This is a genomic window from Nonomuraea sp. NPDC003214 (assembly GCF_053590035.1).
Genome location: NZ_JBSFSX010000019.1, coordinates 32855 through 57599, shown reverse-complemented (window position 1 = coordinate 57599; position 24745 = coordinate 32855). Strand labels below are relative to the sequence as shown.

General features: G+C 72.2%; 26 protein-coding genes and 2 tRNA genes. 15 read left to right on the top strand and 13 right to left on the bottom strand.

The genetic code is table 11. The annotated features are described in order from the left end of the window. Positions 1 to 58: 58 nt before the first annotated feature. From ACWDXC_RS39615 to ACWDXC_RS39590, 6 genes are all read left to right on the top strand, one after another. Positions 59 to 1228 carry an ROK family transcriptional regulator gene (locus tag ACWDXC_RS39615; RefSeq protein ID WP_449991189.1) on the top strand — a complete coding sequence of 390 codons (1170 nt, stop codon included), beginning with the start codon at positions 59 to 61 and terminating at the stop codon, positions 1226 to 1228. After that, positions 1225 to 2709, top strand: coding sequence for a sulfatase-like hydrolase/transferase (locus tag ACWDXC_RS39610; protein WP_449991186.1), 1485 nt, complete (start codon positions 1225 to 1227; stop codon positions 2707 to 2709). Before ACWDXC_RS39615 ends, ACWDXC_RS39610 begins: the two co-directional genes overlap by 4 nt. Positions 2710 to 2756: 47 nt before the next feature. Then, positions 2757 to 3749, top strand: coding sequence for an aliphatic sulfonate ABC transporter substrate-binding protein (locus tag ACWDXC_RS39605; protein ID WP_449991184.1), 993 nt, complete (start codon positions 2757 to 2759; stop codon positions 3747 to 3749). 43 nt (positions 3750 to 3792) lie between these two features. Then, on the top strand, positions 3793 to 4959 hold the full coding sequence (locus ACWDXC_RS39600) for an ROK family protein (protein ID WP_449991181.1): 1167 nt from the start codon (positions 3793 to 3795) through the stop codon (positions 4957 to 4959). Between the two features lie 163 nt (positions 4960 to 5122). Then, positions 5123 to 5935, top strand: coding sequence for an ABC transporter permease (locus ACWDXC_RS39595; RefSeq protein WP_449991178.1), 813 nt, complete (start codon positions 5123 to 5125; stop codon positions 5933 to 5935). Further along, a complete protein-coding gene (locus ACWDXC_RS39590; protein ID WP_449991176.1) occupies positions 5932 to 6702 on the top strand; it encodes an ABC transporter ATP-binding protein in 771 nt (256 codons plus the stop codon). The genes ACWDXC_RS39595 and ACWDXC_RS39590 overlap by 4 nt, the downstream gene beginning before the upstream one ends. A 25-nt stretch (positions 6703 to 6727) precedes the next feature. Here the strand turns inward: ACWDXC_RS39590 and deoC are convergent, their stop codons facing one another. After that, complete coding sequence (deoC, locus tag ACWDXC_RS39585; protein WP_219514453.1) at positions 6728 to 7657, bottom strand: deoxyribose-phosphate aldolase; 930 nt, start codon at positions 7655 to 7657, stop codon at positions 6728 to 6730. 180 nt (positions 7658 to 7837) lie between these two features. Here deoC and ACWDXC_RS39580 point away from each other — a divergent pair, with 180 nt between their 5' ends. Both ACWDXC_RS39580 and ACWDXC_RS39575 read left to right on the top strand, forming a co-directional pair. Continuing rightward, positions 7838 to 7984 (top strand): hypothetical protein, encoded by a 147-nt coding sequence (locus ACWDXC_RS39580; protein WP_219514451.1) that lies wholly within the window; start codon positions 7838 to 7840, stop codon positions 7982 to 7984. A 122-nt stretch (positions 7985 to 8106) separates the two neighbouring features. Then, positions 8107 to 10962 (top strand): ATP-binding protein, encoded by a 2856-nt coding sequence (locus tag ACWDXC_RS39575; protein ID WP_449991172.1) that lies wholly within the window; start codon positions 8107 to 8109, stop codon positions 10960 to 10962. Here the strand turns inward: ACWDXC_RS39575 and ACWDXC_RS39570 are convergent. The 11 genes from ACWDXC_RS39570 to ACWDXC_RS39520 all read right to left on the bottom strand — a co-directional run bounded on the left by ACWDXC_RS39570 (position 10959) and on the right by ACWDXC_RS39520 (position 17443). Then, positions 10959 to 11525 (bottom strand): TMEM165/GDT1 family protein, encoded by a 567-nt coding sequence (locus ACWDXC_RS39570; RefSeq protein ID WP_219514441.1) that lies wholly within the window; start codon positions 11523 to 11525, stop codon positions 10959 to 10961. The two genes, ACWDXC_RS39575 and ACWDXC_RS39570, sit on opposite strands and share 4 nt — an antisense overlap. A gap of 239 nt (positions 11526 to 11764) precedes the next feature. Then, the gene (locus tag ACWDXC_RS39565) at positions 11765 to 12790 is read right to left on the bottom strand and encodes a UDP-N-acetylmuramate dehydrogenase (protein ID WP_449991291.1); all 1026 of its coding nucleotides are present in this window, start codon (positions 12788 to 12790) and stop codon (positions 11765 to 11767) included. Between the two features lie 72 nt (positions 12791 to 12862). Then, the gene (locus ACWDXC_RS39560; protein ID WP_449991169.1) at positions 12863 to 13918 is read right to left on the bottom strand and encodes a hypothetical protein; all 1056 of its coding nucleotides are present in this window, start codon (positions 13916 to 13918) and stop codon (positions 12863 to 12865) included. 47 nt (positions 13919 to 13965) lie between these two features. After that, positions 13966 to 14394 (bottom strand): MaoC family dehydratase, encoded by a 429-nt coding sequence (locus ACWDXC_RS39555; protein WP_449991166.1) that lies wholly within the window; start codon positions 14392 to 14394, stop codon positions 13966 to 13968. Between the two features lies 1 nt (position 14395). Beyond that, on the bottom strand, positions 14396 to 14845 hold the full coding sequence (locus ACWDXC_RS39550; RefSeq protein WP_357584507.1) for a MaoC family dehydratase N-terminal domain-containing protein: 450 nt from the start codon (positions 14843 to 14845) through the stop codon (positions 14396 to 14398). Positions 14846 to 15028: 183 nt separating this feature from the next. Next, a complete protein-coding gene (rpmG, locus tag ACWDXC_RS39545; protein ID WP_019632658.1) occupies positions 15029 to 15193 on the bottom strand; it encodes a 50S ribosomal protein L33 in 165 nt (54 codons plus the stop codon). A gap of 70 nt (positions 15194 to 15263) precedes the next feature. Beyond that, positions 15264 to 15337, bottom strand: a tRNA-Met gene (locus tag ACWDXC_RS39540). A 153-nt stretch (positions 15338 to 15490) separates the two neighbouring features. Beyond that, positions 15491 to 15566, bottom strand: a tRNA-Thr gene (locus tag ACWDXC_RS39535). Positions 15567 to 15605: 39 nt separating this feature from the next. Continuing rightward, the gene (locus tag ACWDXC_RS39530; protein WP_219514427.1) at positions 15606 to 15836 is read right to left on the bottom strand and encodes a transposase; all 231 of its coding nucleotides are present in this window, start codon (positions 15834 to 15836) and stop codon (positions 15606 to 15608) included. A gap of 68 nt (positions 15837 to 15904) precedes the next feature. After that, positions 15905 to 16429 (bottom strand): C40 family peptidase, encoded by a 525-nt coding sequence (locus ACWDXC_RS39525; protein WP_449991161.1) that lies wholly within the window; start codon positions 16427 to 16429, stop codon positions 15905 to 15907. A gap of 6 nt (positions 16430 to 16435) precedes the next feature. Continuing rightward, the gene (locus ACWDXC_RS39520) at positions 16436 to 17443 is read right to left on the bottom strand and encodes a GH25 family lysozyme (protein ID WP_375072500.1); all 1008 of its coding nucleotides are present in this window, start codon (positions 17441 to 17443) and stop codon (positions 16436 to 16438) included. A 293-nt stretch (positions 17444 to 17736) separates the two neighbouring features. Between ACWDXC_RS39520 and ACWDXC_RS39515 the strand changes: the two genes are divergently transcribed. Genes ACWDXC_RS39515 through ACWDXC_RS39505 form a run of 3 tightly spaced genes read left to right on the top strand, consistent with a single transcriptional unit; the run spans position 17737 to position 19925 of the window. After that, on the top strand, positions 17737 to 18675 hold the full coding sequence (locus ACWDXC_RS39515) for an ATP-binding cassette domain-containing protein (protein WP_449991158.1): 939 nt from the start codon (positions 17737 to 17739) through the stop codon (positions 18673 to 18675). Continuing rightward, the gene (locus ACWDXC_RS39510; protein WP_357584515.1) at positions 18656 to 19399 is read left to right on the top strand and encodes an ABC transporter permease; all 744 of its coding nucleotides are present in this window, start codon (positions 18656 to 18658) and stop codon (positions 19397 to 19399) included. The genes ACWDXC_RS39515 and ACWDXC_RS39510 overlap by 20 nt, the downstream gene beginning before the upstream one ends. 13 nt (positions 19400 to 19412) lie before the next feature. Beyond that, a complete protein-coding gene (locus ACWDXC_RS39505) occupies positions 19413 to 19925 on the top strand; it encodes an NUDIX hydrolase (protein ID WP_449991156.1) in 513 nt (170 codons plus the stop codon). Here the strand turns inward: ACWDXC_RS39505 and ACWDXC_RS39500 are convergent. Continuing rightward, a complete protein-coding gene (locus ACWDXC_RS39500) occupies positions 19922 to 20584 on the bottom strand; it encodes a flavin reductase family protein (RefSeq protein WP_357584519.1) in 663 nt (220 codons plus the stop codon). The genes ACWDXC_RS39505 and ACWDXC_RS39500 overlap by 4 nt on opposite strands. 126 nt (positions 20585 to 20710) lie before the next feature. Here ACWDXC_RS39500 and ACWDXC_RS39495 point away from each other — a divergent pair, with 126 nt between their 5' ends. From ACWDXC_RS39495 to ACWDXC_RS39480, 4 genes are all read left to right on the top strand, one after another. Then, complete coding sequence (locus ACWDXC_RS39495) at positions 20711 to 21061, top strand: STAS domain-containing protein (protein WP_449991152.1); 351 nt, start codon at positions 20711 to 20713, stop codon at positions 21059 to 21061. A gap of 74 nt (positions 21062 to 21135) precedes the next feature. Continuing rightward, positions 21136 to 22944: a protein kinase domain-containing protein gene (locus ACWDXC_RS39490; RefSeq protein WP_449991150.1), complete on the top strand. Its 1809-nt coding sequence runs from the start codon at positions 21136 to 21138 to the stop codon at positions 22942 to 22944. 77 nt (positions 22945 to 23021) lie between these two features. Then, a complete protein-coding gene (locus ACWDXC_RS39485; protein WP_449991147.1) occupies positions 23022 to 23378 on the top strand; it encodes an effector-associated constant component EACC1 in 357 nt (118 codons plus the stop codon). Continuing rightward, entirely contained in the window at positions 23368 to 24714 is a 1347-nt protein-coding gene (locus ACWDXC_RS39480; RefSeq protein ID WP_449991144.1) for a caspase family protein, read from the top strand. The genes ACWDXC_RS39485 and ACWDXC_RS39480 overlap by 11 nt, the downstream gene beginning before the upstream one ends. Positions 24715 to 24745 lie beyond the last annotated feature (31 nt).

Genomic DNA, 24745 nt, shown 5'->3' with positions numbered 1-24745 from the left:
GGCACATATTTAGTCCGAAGATTTGCACTTAATGCGGTCGGGACCCCATCATGGCCGCATGCCCAAGCCGACCGACGCGCTGCAACGGCTCCGCCGTGCCCACGAGGACGCCGTCCTCGACGCGCTGCGCTCGTCGGGTGCGCTGAGCCGTACCGACCTGATCCGGATCACCGGCCTGTCCCGCACCACGCTGTTCACGATCATTTCGGAGATGATCGAGCGGGCCTCGGTCGTCGAGACCGAGGCCCCCGCGACGGCCCGGCGCGGGCGCGGCCGGCCCGCCACGCTCGTCACGCTCAACCCCGGAGCGGGCCAGCTCATCGGCCTCGACCTGGCCAGAAGGCGCATCCACCTGGCCGTCGCCAATCTGTCGCACCAGATCGTCGCCACCGGCATGGCCGACGTCCCCGAGGGCGCCGACGTGCTGGAGCAGGCCGAGGCGGCGGTGCGGCTGGTCAAGCAGGTCAGCGGCGAGCGCGGCGTGCGCCTGGACGCCCTGGAGGCCATCGGCGTCGGCCTGATCGGCGGCGCCGGCGACCCCGCGCTGCCGCCCGCCCGCTACGCGCCCGTCAAGGACCGGCTGTCGCGCGAGTTCGGCGTGCGCGTCGCCGTCGACAACAACGCCAGACTGGCCGCGCTGGCCGAGAGCACGTGGGGCGCGGCCAGGCCGGCCCGCGACATCGTGTACGCGCGCTGGTCGGTCGGGGTGGGCGGCGGCTTCCTCGTCGGCGGCCGGCTCGTGCGGGGCGCGACCGGCGCCGCCGGCGAGCTCGGCCACATCTCGCTCGACCCCGCCGGACCGCCCTGCCACTGCGGCTCGCGGGGCTGTCTGGAGCCGCGCATCGGCGCGCAGGCGCTGCTCGACGCCTGCGCCGCCGGCGGCGTCCGGCTCGACGGCCTCGACGCGCTGGTGGCCGCCGCCCGCGACCGGGTGCCCGCCGTGTGCGAGGTGATCTCCGCCGCCGCCGCCGACCTCGGACGGGTGCTGGCCGACGCGGTGGTCCAGCTCGACCCCGAGCGGGTCGTCGTCGGCGGCGAGCTCGCCGCGCTGGGCAGCCTCGTGCTCGGCCCGATCCGCGAGTCGATCTCCCGCCTGGCCCTGCCCCGCACCCCGAGCACCGTCGAGGTCGTCCCCGCCGACCTGGGCGCCAGGGCGTCCGCGATGGGCGCCATCGCCCTCCTCCTCCACGACGAGCCGCCCACCCCCTTCCGAACGGAGAACGAGTGACCACCCCACGCAACGTCCTGTTCCTGATGACCGACCAGCACCGGGTGGACACCCTCGGCTGCTACGGCAACCCGCTGGTCCGCACCCCGGCGCTGGACGGCCTGGCCGCGGAAGGCACCCGGTTCGACCGCTTCTACACCCCCACCGCGATCTGCACCCCCGCGCGGGCGTCGCTGTTCACCGGGCTGCACCCGTTCCGGCACGGCCTGCTGGTCAACCCGGAGCGCAACGGCGGCGCCCGCGACGAGGTGGCCGACGAGCACCCCGTCATGGCCGCGCCGCTGCGGGCCGCCGGCTACAACCTGGGGCACGTCGGCAAGTGGCACATCGGCCGCGAGCGAGGCCCGGAGTTCTACGGCATGGACGGCGAGCACCTGCCGGGCGCGCTCAACCCGTTCCACCACCCCTCCTACGAGCGGTGGCTCAAGAAGCGCGGCCACCCGCCGTTCGCCGTGGAGCAGGCGGTCTTCGGCCGCGCCGAGAACGGCTCCGGCCGCGGCCACCTCATCGCCGGCCGCCTGCGGCAGCCGCCCGAGGCGACGATCGAGGCGTACCTCACCGACCGGACGCTGGAGCTGCTGGCGGGCTACGCGCGCGACTTCCACCGCGACGGCAGGCCGTTCGTGCTCTCCTGCCACTGGTTCGGCCCGCACCTGCCGTACCTGATCCCGGACGAGTACTACGACCTGTACGACCCCGCGCTGGTGCCGCTGCCTGAGTCGATGGCCGAGACCTTCGACGGCAAGCCCGACGTGCAACGCCGCTACTCCGAATACTGGTCGGCCGACCACTTCGACGCCGACGCCTGGCGCAAGCTGATCGCGGTCTACTGGGGCTACGTCACGATGATCGACGACCAGATCGGGCGCCTGACCGCCGCGCTGCGCGAGCACGGGCTCTGGGACGACACCGCGGTGATGTTCACCGCCGACCACGGCGAGTTCACCGGCGCGCACCGGCTCAACGACAAGGGCCCGGCGATGTACGAGGACATCTACCGCGTCCCCGGCATCGTCCGGGTGCCGGGCGCCGGGGCGCGGGTGGTGGACGAGTTCGCCACGCTGATCGACCTCAACCCGACGATCCTCGCCCTGGCCGGGCTGCCGCCGCAGGAGCCCTGCGACGGCAGCAGCCTGCTCCCGCTCGTCGAGGGCGAGCCCGATCCCCGGCCGCAGGTGGTCGCCGAGTTCCACGGCCACCACTTCCCCTACTCCCAGCGCATGATCCGGGACCGCCGCCACAAGCTGGTGTTCAACCCGGAGAGCGTGCACGAGCTGTACGACCTGGACAGCGATCCGCACGAGTTGCGCAACGTCTACACCGCGCCCGCCTACGCGGCGGTCCGGCGTGACCTGACCGTGCGGCTCTACCGCGAACTGCTGCGCCGCGGCGACCCCGCCTCCAGCTGGATGAGCTACATGGCCGACATCGGCGGGGGCCGCGCCCCCGACGTCGACGGCGTCGCCGACGAGGTGGCCTGAGTGCCGCCGTCCACCCCCCGTAACCCATTCCTGAGAAAGGACCTCCGATGAGGCTTCCTCGCAGGCTGGCGGCCTTCACGGCAGCGCTCGCCCTCGTCCTTCCCGTGGCCGCGTGCGGCTCCTCCTCCGAGGACGGCGCGCAGACCGTCAGATTCGGCTACATCGCCGACTTCGCGGGCGCCGCCGTGCTCGCCGCCGCCGACAAGCAGGGGCTGTGGGCCAAGCACGGCCTGGAGCCCGAGCTGAAGGTGTTCACCAACGGGCCGCTGCAGATCCAGGCGCTCGGCTCGGGCGACATCGACTTCGGCTACATCGGCTCGGGCGCCACCTGGCTCCCGGCCAGCGGCAAAGCCAAGATCATCGCGCCGAACATGCTGGGCCAGGCCGACCGGCTGATCACCCACGCGGACTCCGGCGTCACCTCGGTCGCCGGGCTGAAGGGCAAGAAGATCGGCGTCCCCGAGGGCACCAGCGGCGACATGATCCTGGAGCTGGCGCTCAAGGAGGCCGGGCTGACCGGCAAGGACGTGCAGAAGGTCAACATGGACCCGAGCACGGTGGTGTCGGCCTTCAGCGCCAAGCAGATCGACGCGGCCGCCATCTGGTATCCGCTGATCGACACCATCAAGAAGAACGTGCCTGACCTGGTCGAGCTGACCAAGAGCGAGGACTACTACCCCAAGCTCAGCTTCCCCAGCTCCTTCGTGGCCCGCAACGAGCTGGTGGCCGAGGACGCGGCGACCGTGACCAAGGTGCTCAAGGTGCTGCGCGAGGGCAACGACTGGGTGGCGGCCAACACGGCCGAGGCCGAGACGCTGACGGCGACGTTCCTGAAGGCCCCGGCGGAGCAGTTCAAGGGCGCCTCGGCGGTGACCAGGATCGTGCCGACGGCCGAGCTGGACAAGCTGACCGCGGACGGATCGGTGGCAGGCTGGTACAAGGGCCTGGCGGACATCTTCGTCACGATGGGCAAGCTGCCGCAGTCGCCGGACCCGGCCACGTACTTCACGGCCGACCTCTACAAGGGCGCCGCTAATTAACCCGGGAAGTTGACAAATTTCGACCTCGACCCATCATGGTCCCATGTCGAGCCCCACTGACGCGCTCCAGCGGCTCCGCCGGGTGCACGAGGACGCCGTCCTGTCCGCGCTGCGCTCGTCGGGCGCGCTGAGCCGGGCCCAGCTCACCGAGCGCACCGGGCTGTCACGCACGACGCTGTTCACGATCATCTCCGATCTGATCGAGCGCGGGGCCGCCGTCGAGACCGAGCCGGCGCCCGGCGAGCCGCGCGGGCGCGGCCGTCCGGCGTCGCTGGTGGCGCTCAACCCCGCCGCCGGCCTGCTGCTCGGCCTCGACCTGGGCCGGGGGCGCATCCGCCTGGCGATCGCCAACGCCGCGCACCAGGTCGTCACCACCGCGGCCCGCGACCTTCCCGAGGACGCGGCGCCGCTCGCGCTGGCGGAGGCGGCGATCGACCTGGTCCGGCAGGTGGCCGAGGAGCGCGGCGTGCGGCTGGGCGCCCTGGAGGCGGTCGGGCTCGGCCTGGTGGGCGTCGTCGACGGCGATCCCGGTCCCGCGGGCCACCAGCCGCTGGCGCGCCGCATCGCCGACGAGTTCGGCGTGCGGGTGGCGGTCGACAACAACGCCAGGCTGGCGGCGCTGGCCGAGGCCACCTGGGGCGCGGCCAGGTCCGCGCGCGACGTCGTCTACGTGCGCTGGTCCGTGGGCGTGGGCGGCGGCTTCGTCGCGGGCGGCAGGCTGCTGCGCGGCGCCCACGGCGCGAGCGGCGAGCTCGGCCACGTCTCGCTCGACCCGTCGGGGCCGCCCTGTCACTGCGGCGGGCGCGGCTGCCTGGAGGGCAGGATCGGCGGCCAGGCGCTGCTCGACGCGTGCGCGGCGCGCGGCGTCCCGCTCGACGGCCTCGACGCGCTCGTCGCCGCCGCCCAGGACCGGGCCACGGTGGCGTGCGAGGTCGTCTCGTCGGCGGCCCGCGACCTGGGCCGCGTGCTGGCCGACACCGTGACCCAGCTCGACCCGGCGCTGGTCGTCGTGGGCGGCGAGCTGGCCGGGCTGGGCAGCCTGGTGCTCGACCCGATCCGCGAGGCGATCGGCCACCTGGCCCTGCCCAGGTCGCCGCGCGAGATCCGGGTGACGCAGGCCGACCTCGGCGTGAACGCCTCGGCCATGGGCGCGATCGCGCTCCTGCTGCACGAGGAGCCGTCGATCCCGGCCCACCTCAGGCCCGCCTGACCCACCTTTTTTGTACGGGCTACGGATCAAAACCCGAGCCTGCGGCTGACCGTACCCGCATCCGACCTGCGGTGGAGCGGAACAATCATCGGCTATTTTTGCCTACCTATTGACGAAAATATCCGGACATCAGCACACTGTCGGGCATGGAGGCACCCCAGCCATGACCGCACTGAGCGTCACCCAGAGACCCGGCGACCCGCCCGCTCCCCGCCGCCGCCGCGCCAAGCGGCCCGCCCGCGGGATCATCCTGAACGTGATCGCCGTCGCGGCCGGACTCGCCGCCTGGACCGGCCTGTCGGCCTCCGGCATCCAGGGCCTCACCGGCCCCGTCGACGTCGCCGTGCGCGGCGCCGAGCTGATCGCGGACGGCACGCTCACCGCCGACCTGCTCGCCAGCCTGCGTCGCGTCTTCACCGGCTTCGCGCTCGGCACCGCGCTGGCCGTCCCGGTCGGCTTCCTGATGGGCTGGTACGCGACCGCCCGCGCCCTCATCGAGCCCTACGTGCAGTTCTTCCGCACGATCCCGCCGCTGGCCATCATCCCGCTGGCCATCCTGCTCATGGGCATCGGCGAGACGCCGAAGGTCTTCGTCATCTTCCTGGCCGCGTTCCTGTCGAGCGTCGTGGCGACGTTCCAGGGCGTCATGGACGTCGACAAGACGCTCATCAACGCCGCCCGCGTGCTCGGCGCCTCCGACCGGGTCATCTTCCTCAAGGTCGTGGTGCCCGCCTCCACGCCGTTCATCATCGTCGGCATGCGCGTCGGCCTCGGCGCCGCCTGGGGCACGCTGGTGGCCGCCGAGCTCATCGCCGCCCAGGAGGGCCTCGGCTACCGCATGCAGCAGGCCCAGCTCTACTACGACCTGCCCACCATCTTCGTCGGGCTGATCAGCATCGGCGTGCTCGGCCTGCTGATGGACCGGCTGCTCCAGCTCGCCGAACGCCGCCTCACCGGATGGCAGGAACGCCGATGACCACCAAGATCTCCTTCCGCGGCGTGTCGAAGACGTTCGCGCTCAAGGACACCGACTTCCTCGCCCTCGACCGCGTCGACCTGGACATCGCCGACCAGGAGTTCGTCACCGTCGTCGGCCCGTCGGGCTGCGGCAAGAGCACGCTGATGAGCATGGCCGCCGGCCTGGTCGAGCCCGGAGACGGCGAGATCCTGCTCGACGGCGCCCCGGTCGCGGGCCCCGGCCCCGACCGCGGCGTCATCTTCCAGCAGTACGCGCTCTTCCCCTGGCTCACCGTGCGCAAGAACGTCGAGTTCGGGCTGGACCTTGCCCCCATCCCCGCCGAGGAGCGCCGCGAACGCGCCCAGCGGGCCATCGACCTGGTCGGCCTCACCGACTTCGCCGACGCGCTGCCCAAGACGCTGTCCGGCGGCATGAAGCAGCGCTGCGCCATCGCCCGCGCCTACGCGGTCAACCCGAAGGTGCTGCTCATGGACGAGCCGTTCGGCGCCCTCGACGCGCTCACCCGCGTCCAGCTCCAGGACCAGCTCCTGGACACGTGGAGCCGGGAGCGCCGCACGGTCATGTTCATCACCCATGACGTGGACGAGGCCGTCTACCTGGCCAACCGCGTCGTCGTCATGGCCGCCAGGCCCGGCCGCGTCTACCGGGTCATCGACGTGGACCTGCCCTACCCGCGCACCGAGGAGATGCGGCTGTCGCCGGAGTTCGCGCGCATCCGCAACGAGGTGTGGCACTCGGTCTACCACCAGGCCCCGGCGGCGTAGCCCGCCGTGGCCCGTCCCGCGCGGCTCAGTCGAGCGTGAAGTAGTCGGGCCCGGCGTAGCGGCCGGTGGTCAGCTTCTCGCGCTGCATCAGCAGGTCGTTGAGCAGCGAGGAGGCGCCCAGGCGGAACCAGTCGGGCGAGAGCCAGTCGGCGCCGGCGGTCTCGTTGACCAGGACGAGGTTCTTGATGGCGTCCTTGGTGGTGCGGATGCCGCCGGCGGGCTTGACGCCGACCTGCCGTCCGGTGCGGTCGCGGAAGTCGCGCACGGCCTCCAGCATGATCAGCGTCACGGGCAGGGTGGCGGCCGGGGCGACCTTGCCGGTGGAGGTCTTGATGAAGTCGGCCCCGGCCAGCATCGCCAGCCAGGACGCGCGGCGTACGTTGTCGTAGGTCGCCAGCTCGCCCGTCTCCAGGATGACCTTGAGGTGGGCGGCGCCGCAGGCGGCCTTGACGGCGACGATCTCCTCGTAGACCTTGACGTAGTCGCCGGACAGGAACGCGCCGCGGTCGATGACCATGTCGATCTCGTCGGCGCCGGCGGCGACGGCGAGTGCGGTGTCGCTGACCTTGACCTCCAGCGAGGAGCGCCCGCTGGGGAACGCCGTCGCCACGGAGGCGATCTTGACGCCGGAGCCGGCCAGCGCGGAGGCGGCCACCGCGACCAGGTCGGGGTAGACGCACACGGCGGCCACGCGAGGGGCGTCGCCGCCGGGGTGCACGGCCTTGGTGCACATGGCCCGGACCTTGCCCGGGGTGTCGGCGCCTTCGAGCGTGGTGAGGTCGACCATGGAGATGGCCAGGTCGATGGCCTGGGCCTTGGCCGTCGTCTTGATGGACCGGGTGCCGAGCATCGCCGCCCGCTGGTCGGCGCCGACCCGGTCGACGCCGGGCAGTCCGTGCAGGAAGGCCCGCAGGGTGGCGTCGGAGGCGGCGACGTCGGTGAGCGAAGTAGTCACAGTTGACACCTCCACAGCATCGCCGACCAGGTGCCTTACTTCCAAACCAGGGCCATACCTAGACGTCCCGGGAGCCCCGGTGAGGCAGGAGATAAGGCATCCAGCCGATGTGGGACGGGGGGCCTTAGCGCGAATCTTGAGTATGTCAGGAAAGAGAACGACATCTCATAGGAGATCACCGTGAACGCGGAAATCGAGTTCCAGCTCATGAAGAGTCATGCCAACGAGCTTCGCGAGGCGGCGGCCAGGCACCGCCGAGTACGCGAGGCGCTCCAGGTCAACAAGTCCGAGCGCCGCTCGGTCTTCGGCAAGCGCCGCTCCTCATGACCGCCCCACGAGTGCCCGGCCGCAACCTCCCTCGCGGCCGGGCCTCACAGCCTCCATGAACGGGCCTCCCGCCCCCATAAAAGCGTCGAAAGCAACAGATAAGGCATGACATGCTGGATGACATGCTGGGACGTTCGGTCAGCCCCGTCTTCGTCGGGCGCGAGGAGGAGCTGGCGGAGCTCCGCGAGGCGCTGGACGAGGCCCGCAAGGGAAACGCCACGGCGGTGCTCCTCGGCGGCGAGGCCGGTGTCGGAAAATCCCGGCTGCTCCAGCGCTTCTCCGAACAGATCGCGGCCGACGGCGCCCGGGTGCTGTTCGGCGGCTGCGTGGAGCTGTCCACCGAGGGCCTGGCCTACGCGCCCTTCACCGCCGCCCTCCGCCAGCTCGTCAGGGAACAGGGCGCCGACCGGATCGCCGCGCTGCTGCCCGACGGGGCGGCCCGCGACCTGGCCCGCCTGCTGCCCGAGTTCGGGGAGCCCAGCGCCGACGGCGAGACCGGAACCGGCCGCGCGCGGCTCTTCGAGCAGTTCCTCACCCTCCTCGAACGCCTGGCCGACAGCCACCCCACCGTGCTCATCATCGAGGACGTGCACTGGGCCGACCGCTCCAGCCGCGACCTGATCGCCTTCCTCAGCCGCAACCTGCGCATCCCGCAGGTGCTCATGGTCATGACCTACCGCTCGGACGACCTGCACCGGCAGCACCCGCTGCGCCCGGTGCTCGCCGAGCTGGGCCGGGTCAGCGGCGTGCTCCGGCTGGACCTGCCCCGGCTCTCCCGCGACGAGGTCGCGCAGCAGATGACCGGCATCCTCGGCAGCGCCCCGCACTACACCAGCGTGGAGAAGGTCTACGAACGCAGCGAGGGCATCCCGCTGTTCGTCGAGGCGATGCTCGAGAGCGGCACCGACTGCACGTTCCCCGACTCGATGCAGGATCTCATCCTCGGCGCCGTCGAGCGCCTGCCGGAGGAGACGCAGCGGGTGCTGCGCGTGGCCGCCGCCGGCGGCATCCGCGTCGGCCACGCGCTGCTCGCCGCCGTCAGCAACCTCTCCGACCTGGAGCTGGAGGCCGCGCTCCGGCCAGCCATCGCCGGCAACGTGCTGCAGATCGCCGACAACCGGGCGTACGTGTTCCGCCACGCCCTGATCCGCGAGGCCGTGCACGAGGAGCTGCTGCCCGGCGAGCACCAGCGCCTGCACGCCCGCTACGCCGAGGAGATCTCCAAGGACCGCAAGCTCGTCCCGCCCGGCCGGGCCGCCGTCGAGCTGGCCCACCACTGGTACGGGGCACGCGCGGACGTCGAGGCGCTGGTCTCCGCGTGGGAGGCGGCCAAGAAGTCGTCCATGGCGTTCGCGTACACCGAGGCGGTGCCGCTGCTCGAACGCGTGCTCATGCTCTGGGACCGGGTGCCCGACGCCGCCGAGCGGATCGGCGCCGACCACATCGCCGTGCTGGAGAAGGCGGCCAAGGCCGCGCAGGCGGGCGGCGAGGTGGACCGGTCGGTCAAGTTCACCAAGGCGGCCCTGGCGGAGCTGGACGAGACGCGCGAGCCCGGCCGGGTAGCCAGCCTGATCGTGCACTGGGCGAACCTGAAGATCTCCAAGGGCAAGACCGGCGTCGTGGAGGACCTGCGGCGGGCGCTGAAGCTGGTGCCGGAGCCGGGCCGGGCCAGGGCCGAGGTGCTGATGCCGATGAGCCGGCACCTGATGCTGCGCGGCGAGGCCGCCGAGGGCGCCATGTACATCGACGAGGGCCTGCGCCTGGCCCGCGAGCTCGGTGACCGGTGCCTGGAGGCCGACCTGCTGATGAACCTGGCGCTGGGCCACTCCCTGTCGGGCGACGTCGAGGCGACGATCTCCACCAACCTGCGCGCGCTGGAGCTCGGCCGGGAGCAGAACTCGGGCCGGGTGATGATCCGGGCGATCGGCAACAACATCGACGCCCTGCTCGACAGCGGCCGGGCCGACGAGGCGCTGAAGCTGTGCGAGGAGGGCTGGCAGGTCGCCAAGCGCTACGGCAGGCTGCGGGCCAGCGGGCTGTTCATCCTCAACAACTGGGCCGAGGCGCTGGAGGCGGTCGGCCGCTGGGACGAGGCGCTCGACACCGTGGAGCGGGCGCTCAGCTTCAGCCCCGCGCTGCGCACCCGCCACCACCTGCTGCGCGTGCGCGCCGACATCGCGCTCGGCCGGGGCGAGGTGGAGCCGCTGGAGGCCATCCTGTCGGAGATCGGCGTGCTCAAGGAGCGGCCTGAGGACTTCGTTCAGGACATCACCAACAGCACCCGGCTGCACATCGGCTGGCACATGCTCAGGAACGAGCACAGCGCGGCGCTGGAGGTGGCCGAGGGCATCCTGGCCCGTCCGGCGCAGTCGAGCAAGGCGATGCTGGGCTGGCGGCTGCTGGCCCTGCTGCGCACGGTCTGCGACGCGGCCGAGGTCACCGAGCCCGCCCGCGCCCGTGCCGTACGGGAGCACGCCGCCGAGGTGGCCGCGCACCTGTCGGTCGCGGGGCCGGTCGCGAAGGCGTACAAGCTCACCTATTCCGGTGACTTCGACGCCTCGGCCGCCGCGTGGGAGCGCCTCGGGCGCCCGCACAGCCAGGCCAAGGCGCTGGCGCGGGGGGCCAAGGCGGCGGCGCTGTCCGGCGACCGCGACGGCGCCGCCTCCCGGCTGGCGGTGGCGCTGCCGCTGGCGGAGGGGCTTCGCGCGACCCCGCTCATCGAGGAGATCGCGGCGCTGTCCCGCCGGGTCGGCGGCGTCCAGCGGGCCCAGGAGCCGTCCGAGCTGCTCACGCCGCGCGAGCTGGAGGTGCTGCGCCTCGTGGCGCTCGGCCGGACCAACCGGGACATCGCGGCGGAGCTGTTCATCTCCGCCAAGACGGTCTCCGTGCACGTCTCGAACATCCTGGGCAAGCTCGGCGTCACCACCCGGGGTGAGGCGGCCGCCGCCGCCCACCGGCTGTCGCTGCTGACTCCCTAGACGAACGCGTCGGCCAGCAGGACGACGCCGAACACGGCGAACGCCGCCGCCGCGCCGTAGCGGATGGCCTTCTCCGGCAGGTGCCTGCCCAGCATCCGCCCGACCACGATGGCCAGGGCGTCGGCCGCGACCATGCCGACCGTGGAGCCGATCCAGGTGCCCAGCCAGCCGTGCTGCGTGGCCAGCGTGATCGTGGCCAGCATGGTCTTGTCGCCCAGCTCGGCCATGAAGAACGCGACGGTCACCGCGATCAGCGCGTTGCGGGTGGTGGTCTGGGCCTTGCGCGACTCCTCGTCGGTCAGCTCGTCGCCGCGCAGCGTCCACACGGCGAAGCCGAGGAAGGCGATCCCGGCCACGACGGCGATCGCCGTGGTGGGCAGCGCGTCGCCGATCAGGCCGCCCACGGCCACGCTGACCAGGTGCACCGCCGTGGTGGCGATGGTGATGCCGGCCAGCACGGGCCAGGCTTTGAAACGGGTGGCGAACGTCATCGCCATGAGCTGGCTCTTGTCGCCCAGCTCGGCGATGAAGATCGCGACCAGGCTGATCCAGAACGCTTCCAACGGTCCTCTTCCGCGCGACCGGACCGTGAGCGTGCGCCGGGGGAAGTTTTCGGGCACGGCTTCGGCCCGGCAGCGTCTTCGTACGCGACTGCCAGGCCGAAGGTCTCGTCCGCCCGTGAAGGCCCGCGTGACCGGGCGCGGCAGGCCGCGCCAGTGTGTCGATCACGCGATTGGGACTACTCCCCCTCGGTGTTTCCGAACCACCATAACAGCCCCTCCGTACGGGCTATTCCCGGGGATCAGAGCGCGCAGCCGACCATCACCGGCTCGTTGACGAGCGTCACCCCGAACTTCTCGCGCACCCCGTCACGCACCTCCCTGGCCAGGGCCAGCAGGTCGGCGGTGGTGCCGAGGCCGTCGGGGTTGGTCAGCGCGAGCGTGTGCTTGGTCGAGATGCGCACCGGGCCGCGCCCGTAGCCCTTGGGGTAGCCGGCCTGCTCGATCAGCCAGGCGGCCGGCACCTTGACCGTGTCGCCGTCGTGCGGCCAGCTCGGGTGGCCGGGCGCGCGCGCCGCCAGCTCCTCGGCCTCGGCCGCCGTCAGGATCGGGTTGGTGAAGAACGATCCGGCGCTGCGGGTGTCGGGGTCGTCCGGATCGAGCACCATGCCCTTGCCGCGCCGCAGCGCCAGCACGGCCTCACGGGCGTGCGCCAGCGGCACCCGCTCGCCGAGCGCGACGCCGAGCCGTCCGGCCAGCTCCTTGTACGCCACCGCGCCCGACCTGTCGGAGAGGTCCAGCGCGTACGTCACGGCGAGCACCACGTGCCGCGACAGATCCCTCTTGAAGGCGCTGTCACGGTAGGAGAACCCGCACTGCCGCGCCTCGATGTCGACGACCTGCCGGGTCAGCCGGTCGTAGGCGCGCACGCACCGGACCGTCTGGGAGACCTCCTGGCCGTAGGCGCCGACGTTCTGGATCGGGGTGGAGCCCACCAGGCCGGGGATGCCCGACATGCACTCGATGCCCGACCAGCCCTCCGCGACCGCCCGCGCCACCAGCGGGTCCCAGTCCTCGCCGGCTTCGGCGGTGACCACGACCTGCTCGCCGTCACGCGACACCGTCACGCCCCGGGACGCCACCCGCACGACCAGCCCGTCGAACCCGGCGTCGGACACCACCAGGTTGCTGCCGCCGCCCAGCACCAGCGTCGGCCTGCCCTGCCGGTCGGCCTCCGCGACCAGGGAGACGAGCTGCTCTGCCGTGGCGGCCTCGACGAACTCGCCGGCGGGACCGCCCAGACCCAGCGTGGTGTAAGGCGCGAGCATCTCCATGAGCCACAAGCTTATGAGCGTTCCCGGGTGCCCGCCCCCCGGGTGTGCCGGGTCGGGGGGTTCGCGTCAGCCGGCGGGCAGGTCGTGCTCGTGGCGCTGCCGTACCGGCAGGTGCTGGTCGGGGACGACCAGCTCGCCGCGCAGCGCCAGCGACAGCTCCAGGTCGCCGTGGCGGCCGTCCTGGGCGTCCTCGGGGAAGACGCCCACGGCGGCGGCCCGCCGTACGGCCATCAGGCCGCCGCCGAGCGCCCGCACCTTGCCGGGCGACGCCTGCCGCCAGCCGGGCGGCGCCTGGTGCGGCCTGGGCCGCTCGGACGTGACCTCGACCACCGGGGCCCGTCCCTCGGGCAGCGGCTCCCAGCCCTGCCGGCCCGCCGCCACCGCGCCGTCCTTGACGGCGGCCACCAGCGGCGCGAGGGCGTCGCCTTCGAGGACGAGGGAGGTGTCCATGAGGACGTGCACCTCGGCGGTGTCCAGGTGGAGCAGCTTGGCCCGGCACGCGCCCCACGTCGCCGTGCCGTCGCGCCACTGCGAGGTCTCGGCGACGTGCCAGACCTTGACCCGCTCCGGGTCCCGCTCGGCCAGCTCGTCGAGCACGTCCCCGGCGCCGGCGACGTTGCCCAGGTCGATGGCCAGCACGGCGGCGCCGGTGTGGTCCAGGACCGACTGCACGCAGGCCCGCACGTCGTCGGGCCGGCCGTCCACGACCAGGCCCACCGAGGCGGTCACGTCCTTGGTCTCCATGCGCAGCCGTTCGGCGTTGACGCCCAGGTCGTCCATGCGGTTGGTGGCCAGGGCGCCGTCCCAGGTCCGCTGGGCGTGCAGCATGCTGTCGTCGGGCGCGCCGTGCTGCCCTGGGTCGCCGGAGAAGCCGAGCTCGGCGGCCGGGTTCTGGCGCGCGCCCCGGGGCCTGGCCCCGGCGGTGCCGACGCCGGTGGCGGGCCCCTTCCGCGCCGGGCCCGCACTCCCCGCGCCGCCCGCGCCGCCTGTCGTGTCGCGGCCGGTGCCGACGGTGCCGGCCACCTCCTCCAAGCGGGGCGGCCGGAGGTGGCCGGGCGGCCGGTCGTCGGTCACGGCGGAGACGGGGATGGACTGCACGGTGGGCCAGACGTTCGCGGTCATGGGCTCACGCGTACCCGAGAGCCGCCCGGCCAGTCATCACGGGCGCGTCAGGCGAGCTGGACGACCGCCCGGGCCTTCGACAGCACGCGGGCGTCGCCGGAGCGGGCCGTGAGGCCGACCACCACCCGCTTGTCGGGCAGCTTCTCCTCCACGACCCCGCTGACCGTGATCGTGGCGCCCTGGTCGTCGTCGGGCACGACCACCATCGAGGAGAACCGGACCCCGTAGTCGACCACCGCGCCGGGATCGCCCGCCCAGTCGGTGACGAACCGCCCGGCCTGCGCCATCGTGTACATGCCGTGCGCGATCACGTCGGGCAGGCCGACCATCTTGGCGAACCGCTCGTTCCAGTGGATCTGGTTGAAGTCGCCGGACGCGCCCGCGTACATCACCAGGTTGAGCCTGCGCACGCCGTAGTCCACGGCCGGGATCTCCTGGCCGACCTCGACCTCGTCGTACTTCACCGTCGCCGTCATGTCAGGCCGCCCCTCCGCGCTCGACGATCGTGTTGTACGTGGTGCAGACCGGCTCGCCCTCGACCGTGGTGACGTCGCTCCTGACGGTCAGCAGCTCGTTGCGCCCGGCGCTGCGGATGTCGGTGATCGTCGCGGTGACCACGAGCCGGTCGCCGGCGTAGACGGGGCGGACGTACTCGAAGCGCTGCTCGCCGTGGACGACCATGGCGAAGTTCAGGCCGAGGTCGGGGTCGGCCAGCGCCTCGCCGCCGCTCTGCAGGCTGAACACGATGGGGAACGTGGGCGGCGCGATCACATCGGGATGCCCGGCGGCCCGCGCCGCCTCCCTGTCGCGGTAGACAGGGTTGTTGTCGCCGATCGCCGCCGCGAACTCTCTGATCTTGACCCGGCTGACCTCGTACGGGGGGCCGGCAGGGTAGCTGCGTCCCACGAAGTCACGGTTCAACGCCATCAGCGCTCCCTCGCATGTGTCACCGAGCGTCGTTGAGCCAGACGGTAACAGAACAAGGTTCGGCTGTCGCCGGGATGACCGGCATTTTGCCCATGAAAACCCGCCGGACACGACGAACCGGCGCCCTGTCAGCAGGACGCCGGTTGTGCGTTATGGGGAGGCAGGAATGCTGCCCGGCGAGAACTAGCGGGTCTCGCGGTGCGCGCGGTGGCAGCGGCAGTTGGGGCAGTACTTCTTCAGCTCAAGCCGATCCGGGTCGTTGCGCCGGTTCTTCCGCGTGATGTAGTTGCGGTGCTTGCACTCCTGGCAGGCCAGCGTGATCTTCGGCCTAACGTCGGTGGCAGCCACTTGGGAGTGCCTTTCTACGTTCGGGACATGGACACGCCCGTCCCAGGTCAGGTGACCTGGGGAAGGGCAGTAGCGGAGGCCGGACTTGAACCGGCGACACAACGATTATGAGCCGTTTGCTCTGCCTGACTGAGCTACTCCGCCTTGAGCCGGTAACGACCCGGCCCCGTAGAGGATACCCGACACCGGGAGCACATTCGTAACTCGCCTGGTCGAGCGGGTGACCCCAGTATGCCTCAGAATCACCGGTGAACCTAAATGAATAAAGCCTCACCTTGCGGTGAGGCCCGTCACAGCTGGAGCCCCCAAACGGAATCGAACCGTTGACCTTCTCCTTACCATGGAGACGCTCTGCCGACTGAGCTATAGGGGCCTGTCCGGCGCTGCGGACAGGTGTAACCATACACGGCGCTCAGCGATGATGCGAACTCGTCCGCCCTTCCACCGCCTCGGCCGGGACCCGGGCCGCGGGCAGCCGGACGACCTCGCACAGATCGGCCAGATCGACGTGGCGCGCGACCTCCGCGACCGACAGGCAGTCGGCCACCAGCCACCCGTTGCGACGCACCCGGAGCACCTGCCGCCCCGCGCGCAGGGCGAGCACGATCTCGAACCCGTCGCCACCTACCCATCGCCTGTCCATAGCGGCACACAGTAGCCTCCGGGTCTCTCAATTTCCGGTACGTGACCCGCGTTACACGCCATACCGGATCAGTACCGGTAGTACCCGAGGAAGCCCTTCACCCGGGAGACGGGGTCGACCCGCACGACGGCGCCGGTCTCCGGGGCGTTCATCATCCGGCCCCCGCCCAGGTAGACGCCGACATGGCGGGTCTGCTTGACGCTCCTGCCGAAGAACACCAGATCGCCGGGCCGCGGCCGGGCGACCCGGCGCATGCGGCGGATGTGGTCGTCGGTGTTGCCCCGTCCGAGCACGTCCTCGCCGTGCGCCAGCGCGTACACCCAGCGGGTCAGCCCCGAGCAGTCCAGCCCGCGCGTCCTGGCCGCCGGGCAGGGCTTGATCTTCCCCTCGTAGCCCAGGCAGGTGCCCTTGGACGGCCCCGGTTCCTCGGCGTGGCCGCCGCCCCACGAGTAGACGATCCCGCGCTTCTCGACCGCGTACGCGATCTCCACGATGCGCGGCAGCACGTACCGCCTGATCGGGACGGAGGCCGTGGCGAGCAGCAGGACGAGCACGACGGCGAGGGCGAGCCGGCGCCTGCCCGACAGCCTCACCCCGGCCTACCTCGCCCGCAGTTCCAGCTCCGCCGAGCCGACCGTGAACCGGATGCCGACGACGCCCTTCGACTTCGACGGCTTGGTGGCGAAGGTGAACGTCCGCTTCTGACCGCGCGCGATCTCGGGGATGGCGCAGCGGATCGCCGTGCCGCTGAACGTGCAGCCCGAGGTCGCCTTGACCACGCGCATGCCGCCGAAGGTCCGGCCGGACACCTTGACGTTCGTGACCGGGTGGGGGCCGGTGTTGGCCACGGTCAGCGTGAAGCTCTTGCGGCTGCGCGCCTTGCCCGACACCGTGACCTCGGCGGGCGGGTTGGCCAGCGCCTTGAGGTCGGCCTCGGTGCCGTTGAAGGCGTTCTGCCCGCCGGCCAGCGTGCCCTTCTCGGCCGACTGCCAGAACGTGTGCTTCTCCCAGCCCTTGGGCAGCTCGCCAGGATCGGCTCCCCAGCGGGCGATCCAGAGCGGGTGCGCCTTGAAGGAGGCGCTGTCGCCGGTGCACGTGCGCCACCAGCTCGTGGTGGTGTAAATGATCGCGTTGCGCCCGGTCCGCTGGCGGTATTTCTTTGTGAAGTCCTTGATCCAGGCGACCATGTCTTTCGCGGTCAATCCATAGCAGCTGTTCTTGCCGTTGCGCTCTTTGTATGGATTGTCCTCAAGATCGAGCACCCCGGGCAGCGTCATCCCGTCACCGGTCCACGCCCCGCCGTTCTGCACGAAGTAGTCGGCCTGCGCGGCCCCGCCCGACTCGTGCGGCTGGGCGAAGTGGTAGGCCCCGCGCATCAGCCCGGCCGCCGCCGCGCCGTCGTACTGCGAGGTGAAGTGCGTGCTCCGGAAGTCGACGCCCTCGGTGGCGAGGACGAAGGCGAACTTCCCGCCTCCCGAGGCCACCGCCGGCCAGTCGACCTCCGCCGTCCAGTTGCTGACATCGACCCCGGGCACCCCGGAGGCCGCCTGGGCGGGACCGGCCATGCCGACCACCGCGGCCACCGCGACCAATAACAGACGTTTCACCTGCGAGATCATCCCGGAGCCCGGCATAATCCCGCAACCCGCTATATCCACATAACCGGACGCAGCTATCCGTCATTGGAAATTTCTCTGTACGTCCGTCGAAACCCCACTTCAGAGCCTCGAAACCGGCCCGGCTCCGCCACGTCTCCTACGTAGCGTTTTCGCAGGTCAGAGCCGTATGTGAACGTCGTGTTCGCGTTTGCCAAAGCCCTCCCCCGCGCCCACACTGGACCCCCAACCTCAACCAAGCCCCCGACCTGGGGTTTCTTCGTCATGCCCGGAGGAGAACGACCATGATCCACGCCCGGGGACTGACCCGTGTCTTCACGATGAAAAAGGAGACCGTCGAGGCGGTGCGCGGCATCGACCTCGACGTCGAGCCCGGCCGGCTCGTCGCCTTCCTCGGCCCCAACGGCGCGGGGAAGTCCACCACCCTGCGCATGCTCACCACGCTGCTGCCCCCGACGTCCGGCACCGCCGTCGTGGCCGGCCGCGACGTGGCCCGCGACCCGGCCGGCGTGCGCGCCAGGATCGGCTACGTCGGCCAGCGGAACAGCGCCGGCGAGAACTTCCGCGTCCGCGACGAGCTCGTCACCCAGGGCCGCTGCTACGGCCTGACCACCGCCCAGGCCCGCGCCCGCGCCGCCGAACTGCTGGAACTGCTCGACCTGGAGCCCCTCGCCACCCGCAAGCCCGGCACGCTCTCCGGCGGCCAGCGCCGCCGCCTCGACATCGCGCTCGGCCTCATCCACCGGCCGGACCTGCTCTTCCTCGACGAGCCCTCCACCGGGCTCGACCCCGGCAGCCGCGCCGACATCTGGGCCCACATCCTGCGCCTGCGGGAGACGTACGGGACCACGATCTTCCTGACCACCCACTACCTCGACGAGGCCGACAGCATGGCCGAGCGGGTGATCGTCATCGACGGCGGCCGCGTCATCGCCGACGGCACCGCGGAACGGCTCAAGAACGACCTCGCCGGCGACCGGCTCACGATCACCACCCGCACCGGGCACGACGCCGCCGAGGCGGCCCGGATCGGCGGCGGCGAGGCCGACGGGCTGACCGTCCGGGTGCGCGTCGCCAACGCCGCCGCCGCGCTGCCCGAATACCTGCGCGCCCTGGAGGCGGCCGGGATCGAGGTCGCCACCGCCGAGACCGCCCGCCCCACCCTCGACGACGTGTTCCTCAGCCTGACCGGGAGAAAGCTCGATGACGACCTTCCTGCGTGACACCGCCACCGTCTTCCGCCGCGAGTTCGCGCCCGTGCTGCGCGAGCCGGTCGGGCTGCTGTTCGAGATGGGGCAGCCGCTGCTGTTCCTGTTCCTGTTCGGGTCGCTGCTGGACGGGGCTGTCGGGTCGTCCTGGCAGTGGTTCGTGCCGGGCATCCTGGTCATGATGTGCCTGTCGGGGCCGATGGCGTCCGGCTACCACCTGCTGGTCGAGCTGATCGGCGGCTCGATGGAGCGCATGATGGTCACCCCGCTCAATCGCACCGCCATGCTCGTCGGCCGCACGCTCAAGGAGATGGCGATCCTGACCGCCCAGGCGGTGCTGATCATCGTGCTGGCGCTGCCGCTGGGCTTCGAGCTCCACCCGGCGGGCGTGCTGGCGGGGATGGCGCTGCTGATCGTGTTCGGGATCGGGCTGGGCGCGCTGTCGTTCGTGCTCGCTTTGAAGTCCGCGCCCAGCGGAACCCTGTTCTACGTGGTCACGCAGGCGCTGCTGTTCCCGATGCTGCTGCTGTCGGGCGTGCTGCTGCCGATGGACTCCGGCCCGGCCTGGCTGCGGGCGCTCGGCGACGTCAACCCGGTCACGCACGTCGTGGACGCCCAGCGCGCCCTGTTCGCGGGCGACCTCGCCCACCCGTCGGTCCTGTACGGCGCGGCGGCGGCTGTGGTGATCGCGGCGGCCGGGCTGGTGCTGGGCAACCGGGCGATGCGCCGGGGCGTCTGAGACGCTGGACCGGATGAGTCACATCGTGGAGACCCGGACGGTGCCGTGGATCGCCGTCCCGCACCGCCTGGACGTGGTGCTCGCCGGCGACCTGCCCGGCACCGGCACGGTCACGTCCGCGTTCGCGTTCGTCCTGGACGAGGCGGACCGGACGCTGCTGACGCACGTGGACCGGCCGGGGCGCGGCTGGGAGATCCCCGGCGGCCACCTCGACCCCGGTGAGACGCCCGTCCAGGCGGCGGCCCGCGAGCTGGCCGAGGAGACCGGCCTGCGGCTGGATCCCGGGCTGCTGTCGGTCTTCGCCTGGCACCGCATCGAACTGCTCGCCGCGCCGCCGCCCGGTCACCCGTACCCGGCGCTGACGTACATGGTGATGTTCACCGCCCGGCTGGCCGGGCTCGGCGGGCCGACGCGGCCGCCTGCAGGGTCGGAGAGCACGCGGGCGCGGTGGCTGCCGCGCGCGGACGTCGAACGGCTCGGCGCCGGCCGCACCTGGCTCAGCCTGCACCGCAGGCTGCTCGGCTAGCGGGCGCGCTCGATGTCCGGGCCCCGGTACATCGACTCGGGGATGGTCGCCAGCGTCGAGCGGTGCACCTGCGGGCCGAGACCGTACAGCTTCTGGAAGCTCATGATCAGCGGACGCCAGGCGTCGGGGTCGATGTGGTCGTCGGTCCCCTCCGTACGGATGTCGTCGTGCACCCAGACGCGCTGGACGCGCACCTCGAAGGCGGTCACGCCGTCGTCGGGGCCCACCGGGTGCGTCCGCTCCACGACGGCCTCCATGCTCACCGGGCACTCGGCCACGCGGGGCGGCGCGACCGTCTCGCTCGGCACCGGCGTCAGCCCCGCCCTGGCGAACTTGTCGGCGACGTGGCGGTAGCCGCGCGCGTGCTTGCCCGGCGGGACGGGGTCGCTGCCCGTGGTCAGGGCCAGCCTGTCGACGGCGGCGGCGAGCGCGTCCGAGGGCAGGTTCAGCACGCACTCGCCGGTCCTGAGCAGGTTCTGGGCCGTACGTGAGCGGGTGCCCCAGCCGAGCATGGCCCGCCAGCCCAGCCAGAAGGCCGACGACATGGGCGCCAGGTTGGGGGTGCCGTCCGGGTTCGTTGAGGAGACCAGGACCACAGGGGTGCCGAAGTAGAGGATGCCCGGCTCGATCCGGGTGTGCTTGTCGATCACTGTGCTCACCGCAACACTGTGACCGATCGGGCTGCGCCGACGCTGGCGGCATTCGGACACCGCGTCACGGCTCCGGCCGCCACGAAGCGCACGGGCGGTGTAGCGTCACAAGCAACCCCGATGGAGGCCTGCTGGATGCAATCACCGTTCGCCCTCACAATTGAACACTTCGGCGACACGGCGGTCATCACACTGGTCGGCGAGTTCGACACCACCCGGTGTCCCGAGGTGACGGAGAAGATCGCGGCCGGCATGTCCGAAGGCTGCGTCCACCTCGTCGTCAACGTGACCGAGCTGTCCTTCTGCGACTCGATGGGCCTGCGGACGATCCTCGAATTCTCCAACCGGGCCAGGGCGGCGGGCGGCTGGCTCAGGCTCGCCGGGGTCCAGGGCGTGCTGCGGCGGCTCCTCGAGGTGACGGGGGTGTCGAGCGTCATCCCCGCCGACCCGGACGTGCCCACGGCCCTGCAGTCACGCATCTCCTGACGCGGGATCCCCCGAACAAATCAGCCCGAACGTCACTATTGTGATCGAAGCATCTTCAGGGGGAGGGCGGGCGGATGGCGACGGACGGGGCCCTGGGCAGCCGTTACATCCTCGTGGAGCAGATCGGCGCCGGCGGGATGGGGACCGTCTGGCGCGCCAGGCACCGCGACACCGGGGAGATCGTCGCCGCCAAGCTCCTGCGCGAAGGGCTCGCCGCCGACCGCGACCTGGTGCTCCGGTTCGTCCAGGAACGCAATGTGATGCTCAACCTGCGTCACCCCAACATCGCCACCGTGCGCGACTTCGTCGTCGAGGGCGACCGGCTGGCGCTGGTGATGGACTTCGTCGAAGGCGGCGACCTGCGCACGCTCCTCCACGAGCGCGGCACGCTGTCGGCCGCCGAGGCCGCCCGCATGGTGGCCCGGATCGCCGCAGCGCTCGCCGCCGCGCACGACATGGGCGTGATCCACCGCGACGTCAAACCCGGCAACATCCTGATCGACGCCGCCACCGGGCAGCCCAGGCTCACCGACTTCGGCGTCGCCCGCATCGTCCACGGGCCCGGCCTCACGCAGACCTCGTCGATCATCGGCACCCCCACGTACCTGTCGCCCGAGGTGGCCGACGGCACCACGCCCACCCCCGCCGTGGACGTGTACGCGGCCGGGCTGATCCTGTACGAGCTGCTCGCCGGACGGCCTCCGTTCGTCGGCGAGCATCCGATGGCGCTGCTCAGGCAGCACGCCACCGCCGCGCCCCGGCGGCTGCCCGGCATGCCCGACGTCCTGTGGGCGCTCATCACCGCAGCCACGGCCAAGGACCCCGCCGCCCGCCCCACGGCGGCCGGCCTGGCCGACGCGCTGACCACTGCCGCGCCGTCGCTGGCCGGCCTGCCCGCCCTGCCGCCGGTCGGCATGGAACACCCGCCGCTGGCCACCTCCCAGCCCCTGCCCGGCCCGTACGAGCCGCCCGCGGCAGCCGAGCCGCAGGACGCGCGCACCCGCCCGCCCGCGCCCACCGGCACGCCGAACACAGGCGGGACGCCGGGCACAGGCGGGACGCCGGGCGCCGGCGGGACGGGCGCCGTGGAGACGGCGCCCGGGCGTGGGAACGGCGGGCGGCGCGAGGCCGGGAAGGGGACGGGACGGTCGCGGCAGCGCGTCCTGGTCGGCCTGGCCACCGCGGCGGCGCTGGTCGTGAGCGCGGGCGCGCTCGTCGTCGTCGCGCCGTGGCGGGCCCAGACCGTCGGCGCCGTGAGCGAGGCCACCGTCGAGGCCACCGTCGAGGCCCAGGCCCCGGCCCCGGCCACCGCCTCCAAGAAGCCCGAGGTCCCGGACACCCCCACGTCGAAGGTGCTGCCGATCCGCAGCCACCCCCCGAAGACCCCCACCGCCGAGCCCGCCACCACGCGCCCCGCACCGGAACGCACGACCCGCTCCCCCAAGCCCAAGCCCAAGACCTCGCCGCCCACGTCCGCCGACCCGGAGGACCCGACGACCGCCGAGCCCGAGACCCCGCCCCCGGCCGCCGCCGTGAACTGGCGGTGCCGCGACTGGTTCTCCCCCACGCCCGGGCTGCAGATGTCGCCCTGCATGGCGCAGGTCGGGGACGAGTTCCGCCTGATGGGCCGGATCAGGGGCTCCGCCTCGCTGCGCTCCGACATCCACGTGCAGCTCTACAACACCGACGCCGAGACGAACCTGTCGCAGCCGTTCCTCTGCGCGGGCGTCGCCCCGGCCCGCGACGGCGCCGTGGTCACCTGCGGCCCGTTCACCGCCACGGCGTCCCGTACCGGAGCCAAGGTCGACGTGCGCCAGCGGTGGCGCAGGTCGGGCACGGCGTCGTTCAGCGGCCGCGTGGAGAGCCCGTGGGTCGTGTGGTAGGAAGCGTTTCCTGACACCCCGCCGGGCGATGCCTCATGCTGGAGCTGGATCAGCTCCCTGAGCAGAGGAGAGGCCAGATGCGGGTGGAAGTCCGGGTGGTCCCCACGGGCGAGCTGGTCTCGCTGACGCGCTGGCTGCGCAGCCAGCGCCCGCTGCAGGGCCGGATCGACCCGGTCGGCCGCCCGCCGGGCCGCGAGGAGCTCGGCGGCGCCGTCGAGCTGCTCAGCATCGCCGTCGGGTCGGGCGGCGCTGGCATGGTGCTGGCCAGGGCGCTGACGACGTGGCTGACCAACCGGCACGCCGACGTGTCCATCACGCTCACCACCCCCGAACGCACCGTGACGGTCGAGGCCAAGCGGGTCGGCGACGCGCTGCCCCTGCTCCAGGAGGTGCTGGACCAGACCGACCGGGCGAGCGCGGGCGATGTCGGCTGACCGGCGCCGGAGCGGCGTCTCCCATGCCGTCCTCGTCGCGACCTCCGTGCACCGCGACGAGAGCCTGCCCGACCTGCCCGCCGCCGCCAACAGCGTCCTGGGGATGCGCGCGGCGCTGACCGACCCCGCCCTGTGCGGCTGGCCCGCCGGGGAGGTCACCGTCCTGCACAACGAGGGCGACAGCCGCGTCGTGGCGCAGCGCATCCGGCAACTCGCCCGGGAGACGACCGGGGTGCTGCTGCTGTACTTCGTCGGGCACGGCATGCTCACCGCCGAGGGCGAGCTGTGCCTGGCCCTGGCCGACACCACCGCGGCCGACCCCGACCTGACCGGCCTGGAGTACTCCCGCATCCGCACCGCGCTGCGCGACAGCCCGGCGGCCGTGAAGATCGCCGTGCTCGACTGCTGCTACGCCGGATCGGTCATCCAGACCGAGACCCTCTCCGCCGGGCTGTCCGCCGGGCTGATCGCCGACCAGAGCGACGTCCGCGGCGTCTACACGCTGACCGCCAGCGACCTGGCGGCGCACGTCGTGCCGTTCGGGGAGCAGGTCGACGCCTGCACGTCCTTCACCGGAGAGCTGCTGCGCCTGATCAGGGGCGGCCTCCCGGGCGAGCCCGACCCGCTCACGCTCGGCGTGCTGTACGGGCACCTGCGCCACCGGCTGCGGGCCCGGGGGCTGCCCGACCCCAACCAGCGCGGCACCGACAACGCCCACGACTTCCCCTTCACGCGCAACGCCGCCCGCACCGGCGCCCGTACACCGCCTTCCCGCGAGCTTCCGATCGTCCAGGCCGGGCAGGGGCGGACGTTCGCGCCGAGCCGGGGGCTGGGCTGGATGTGGTGGCTGGCCTCGCTCCTGCCGCTCGCCCTGGCCGGCGCCTTCATCTGGCTGATCGCGGGCTCGTTGAGGGCGCCCGGCCTCCTCCTGGCCATCCTGATGGTGATCGGCATCGTCGGCTGCGCCTACTCGTTAGGGCTGTTCGTGAACATGCTCCAGCGGGGCAACCGACGCATGCGCCGCCGCCTGGCCCGGCTGCTCATCGTGAACACCGCCGGGATCGAGGTACGGGTGCGCGACCAGCGATGGCACTACCGGTGGGCGGACGTGTCCCGGATCGCCGAGCGGCGGCGCAACTTCCGCCGCTACATCTGCATCGACCTCAAGCCCACGATCATGCTGCCGTCGGCGCAGCGCAACGGCGACTTCAGCCCCCGGTACGACCCGGGCCGCGGCGAGGTCCTGTTCACCACGCTCAGCGGCTACCGGGCCCGCCCGGAGGAGATCGTCCGCGAGATCGCCCAGTGCGCCGGCCCCAAATGGGTGCAAGATTGACGCCCACCCGGGACGCGCCGGCTGCCGCTGA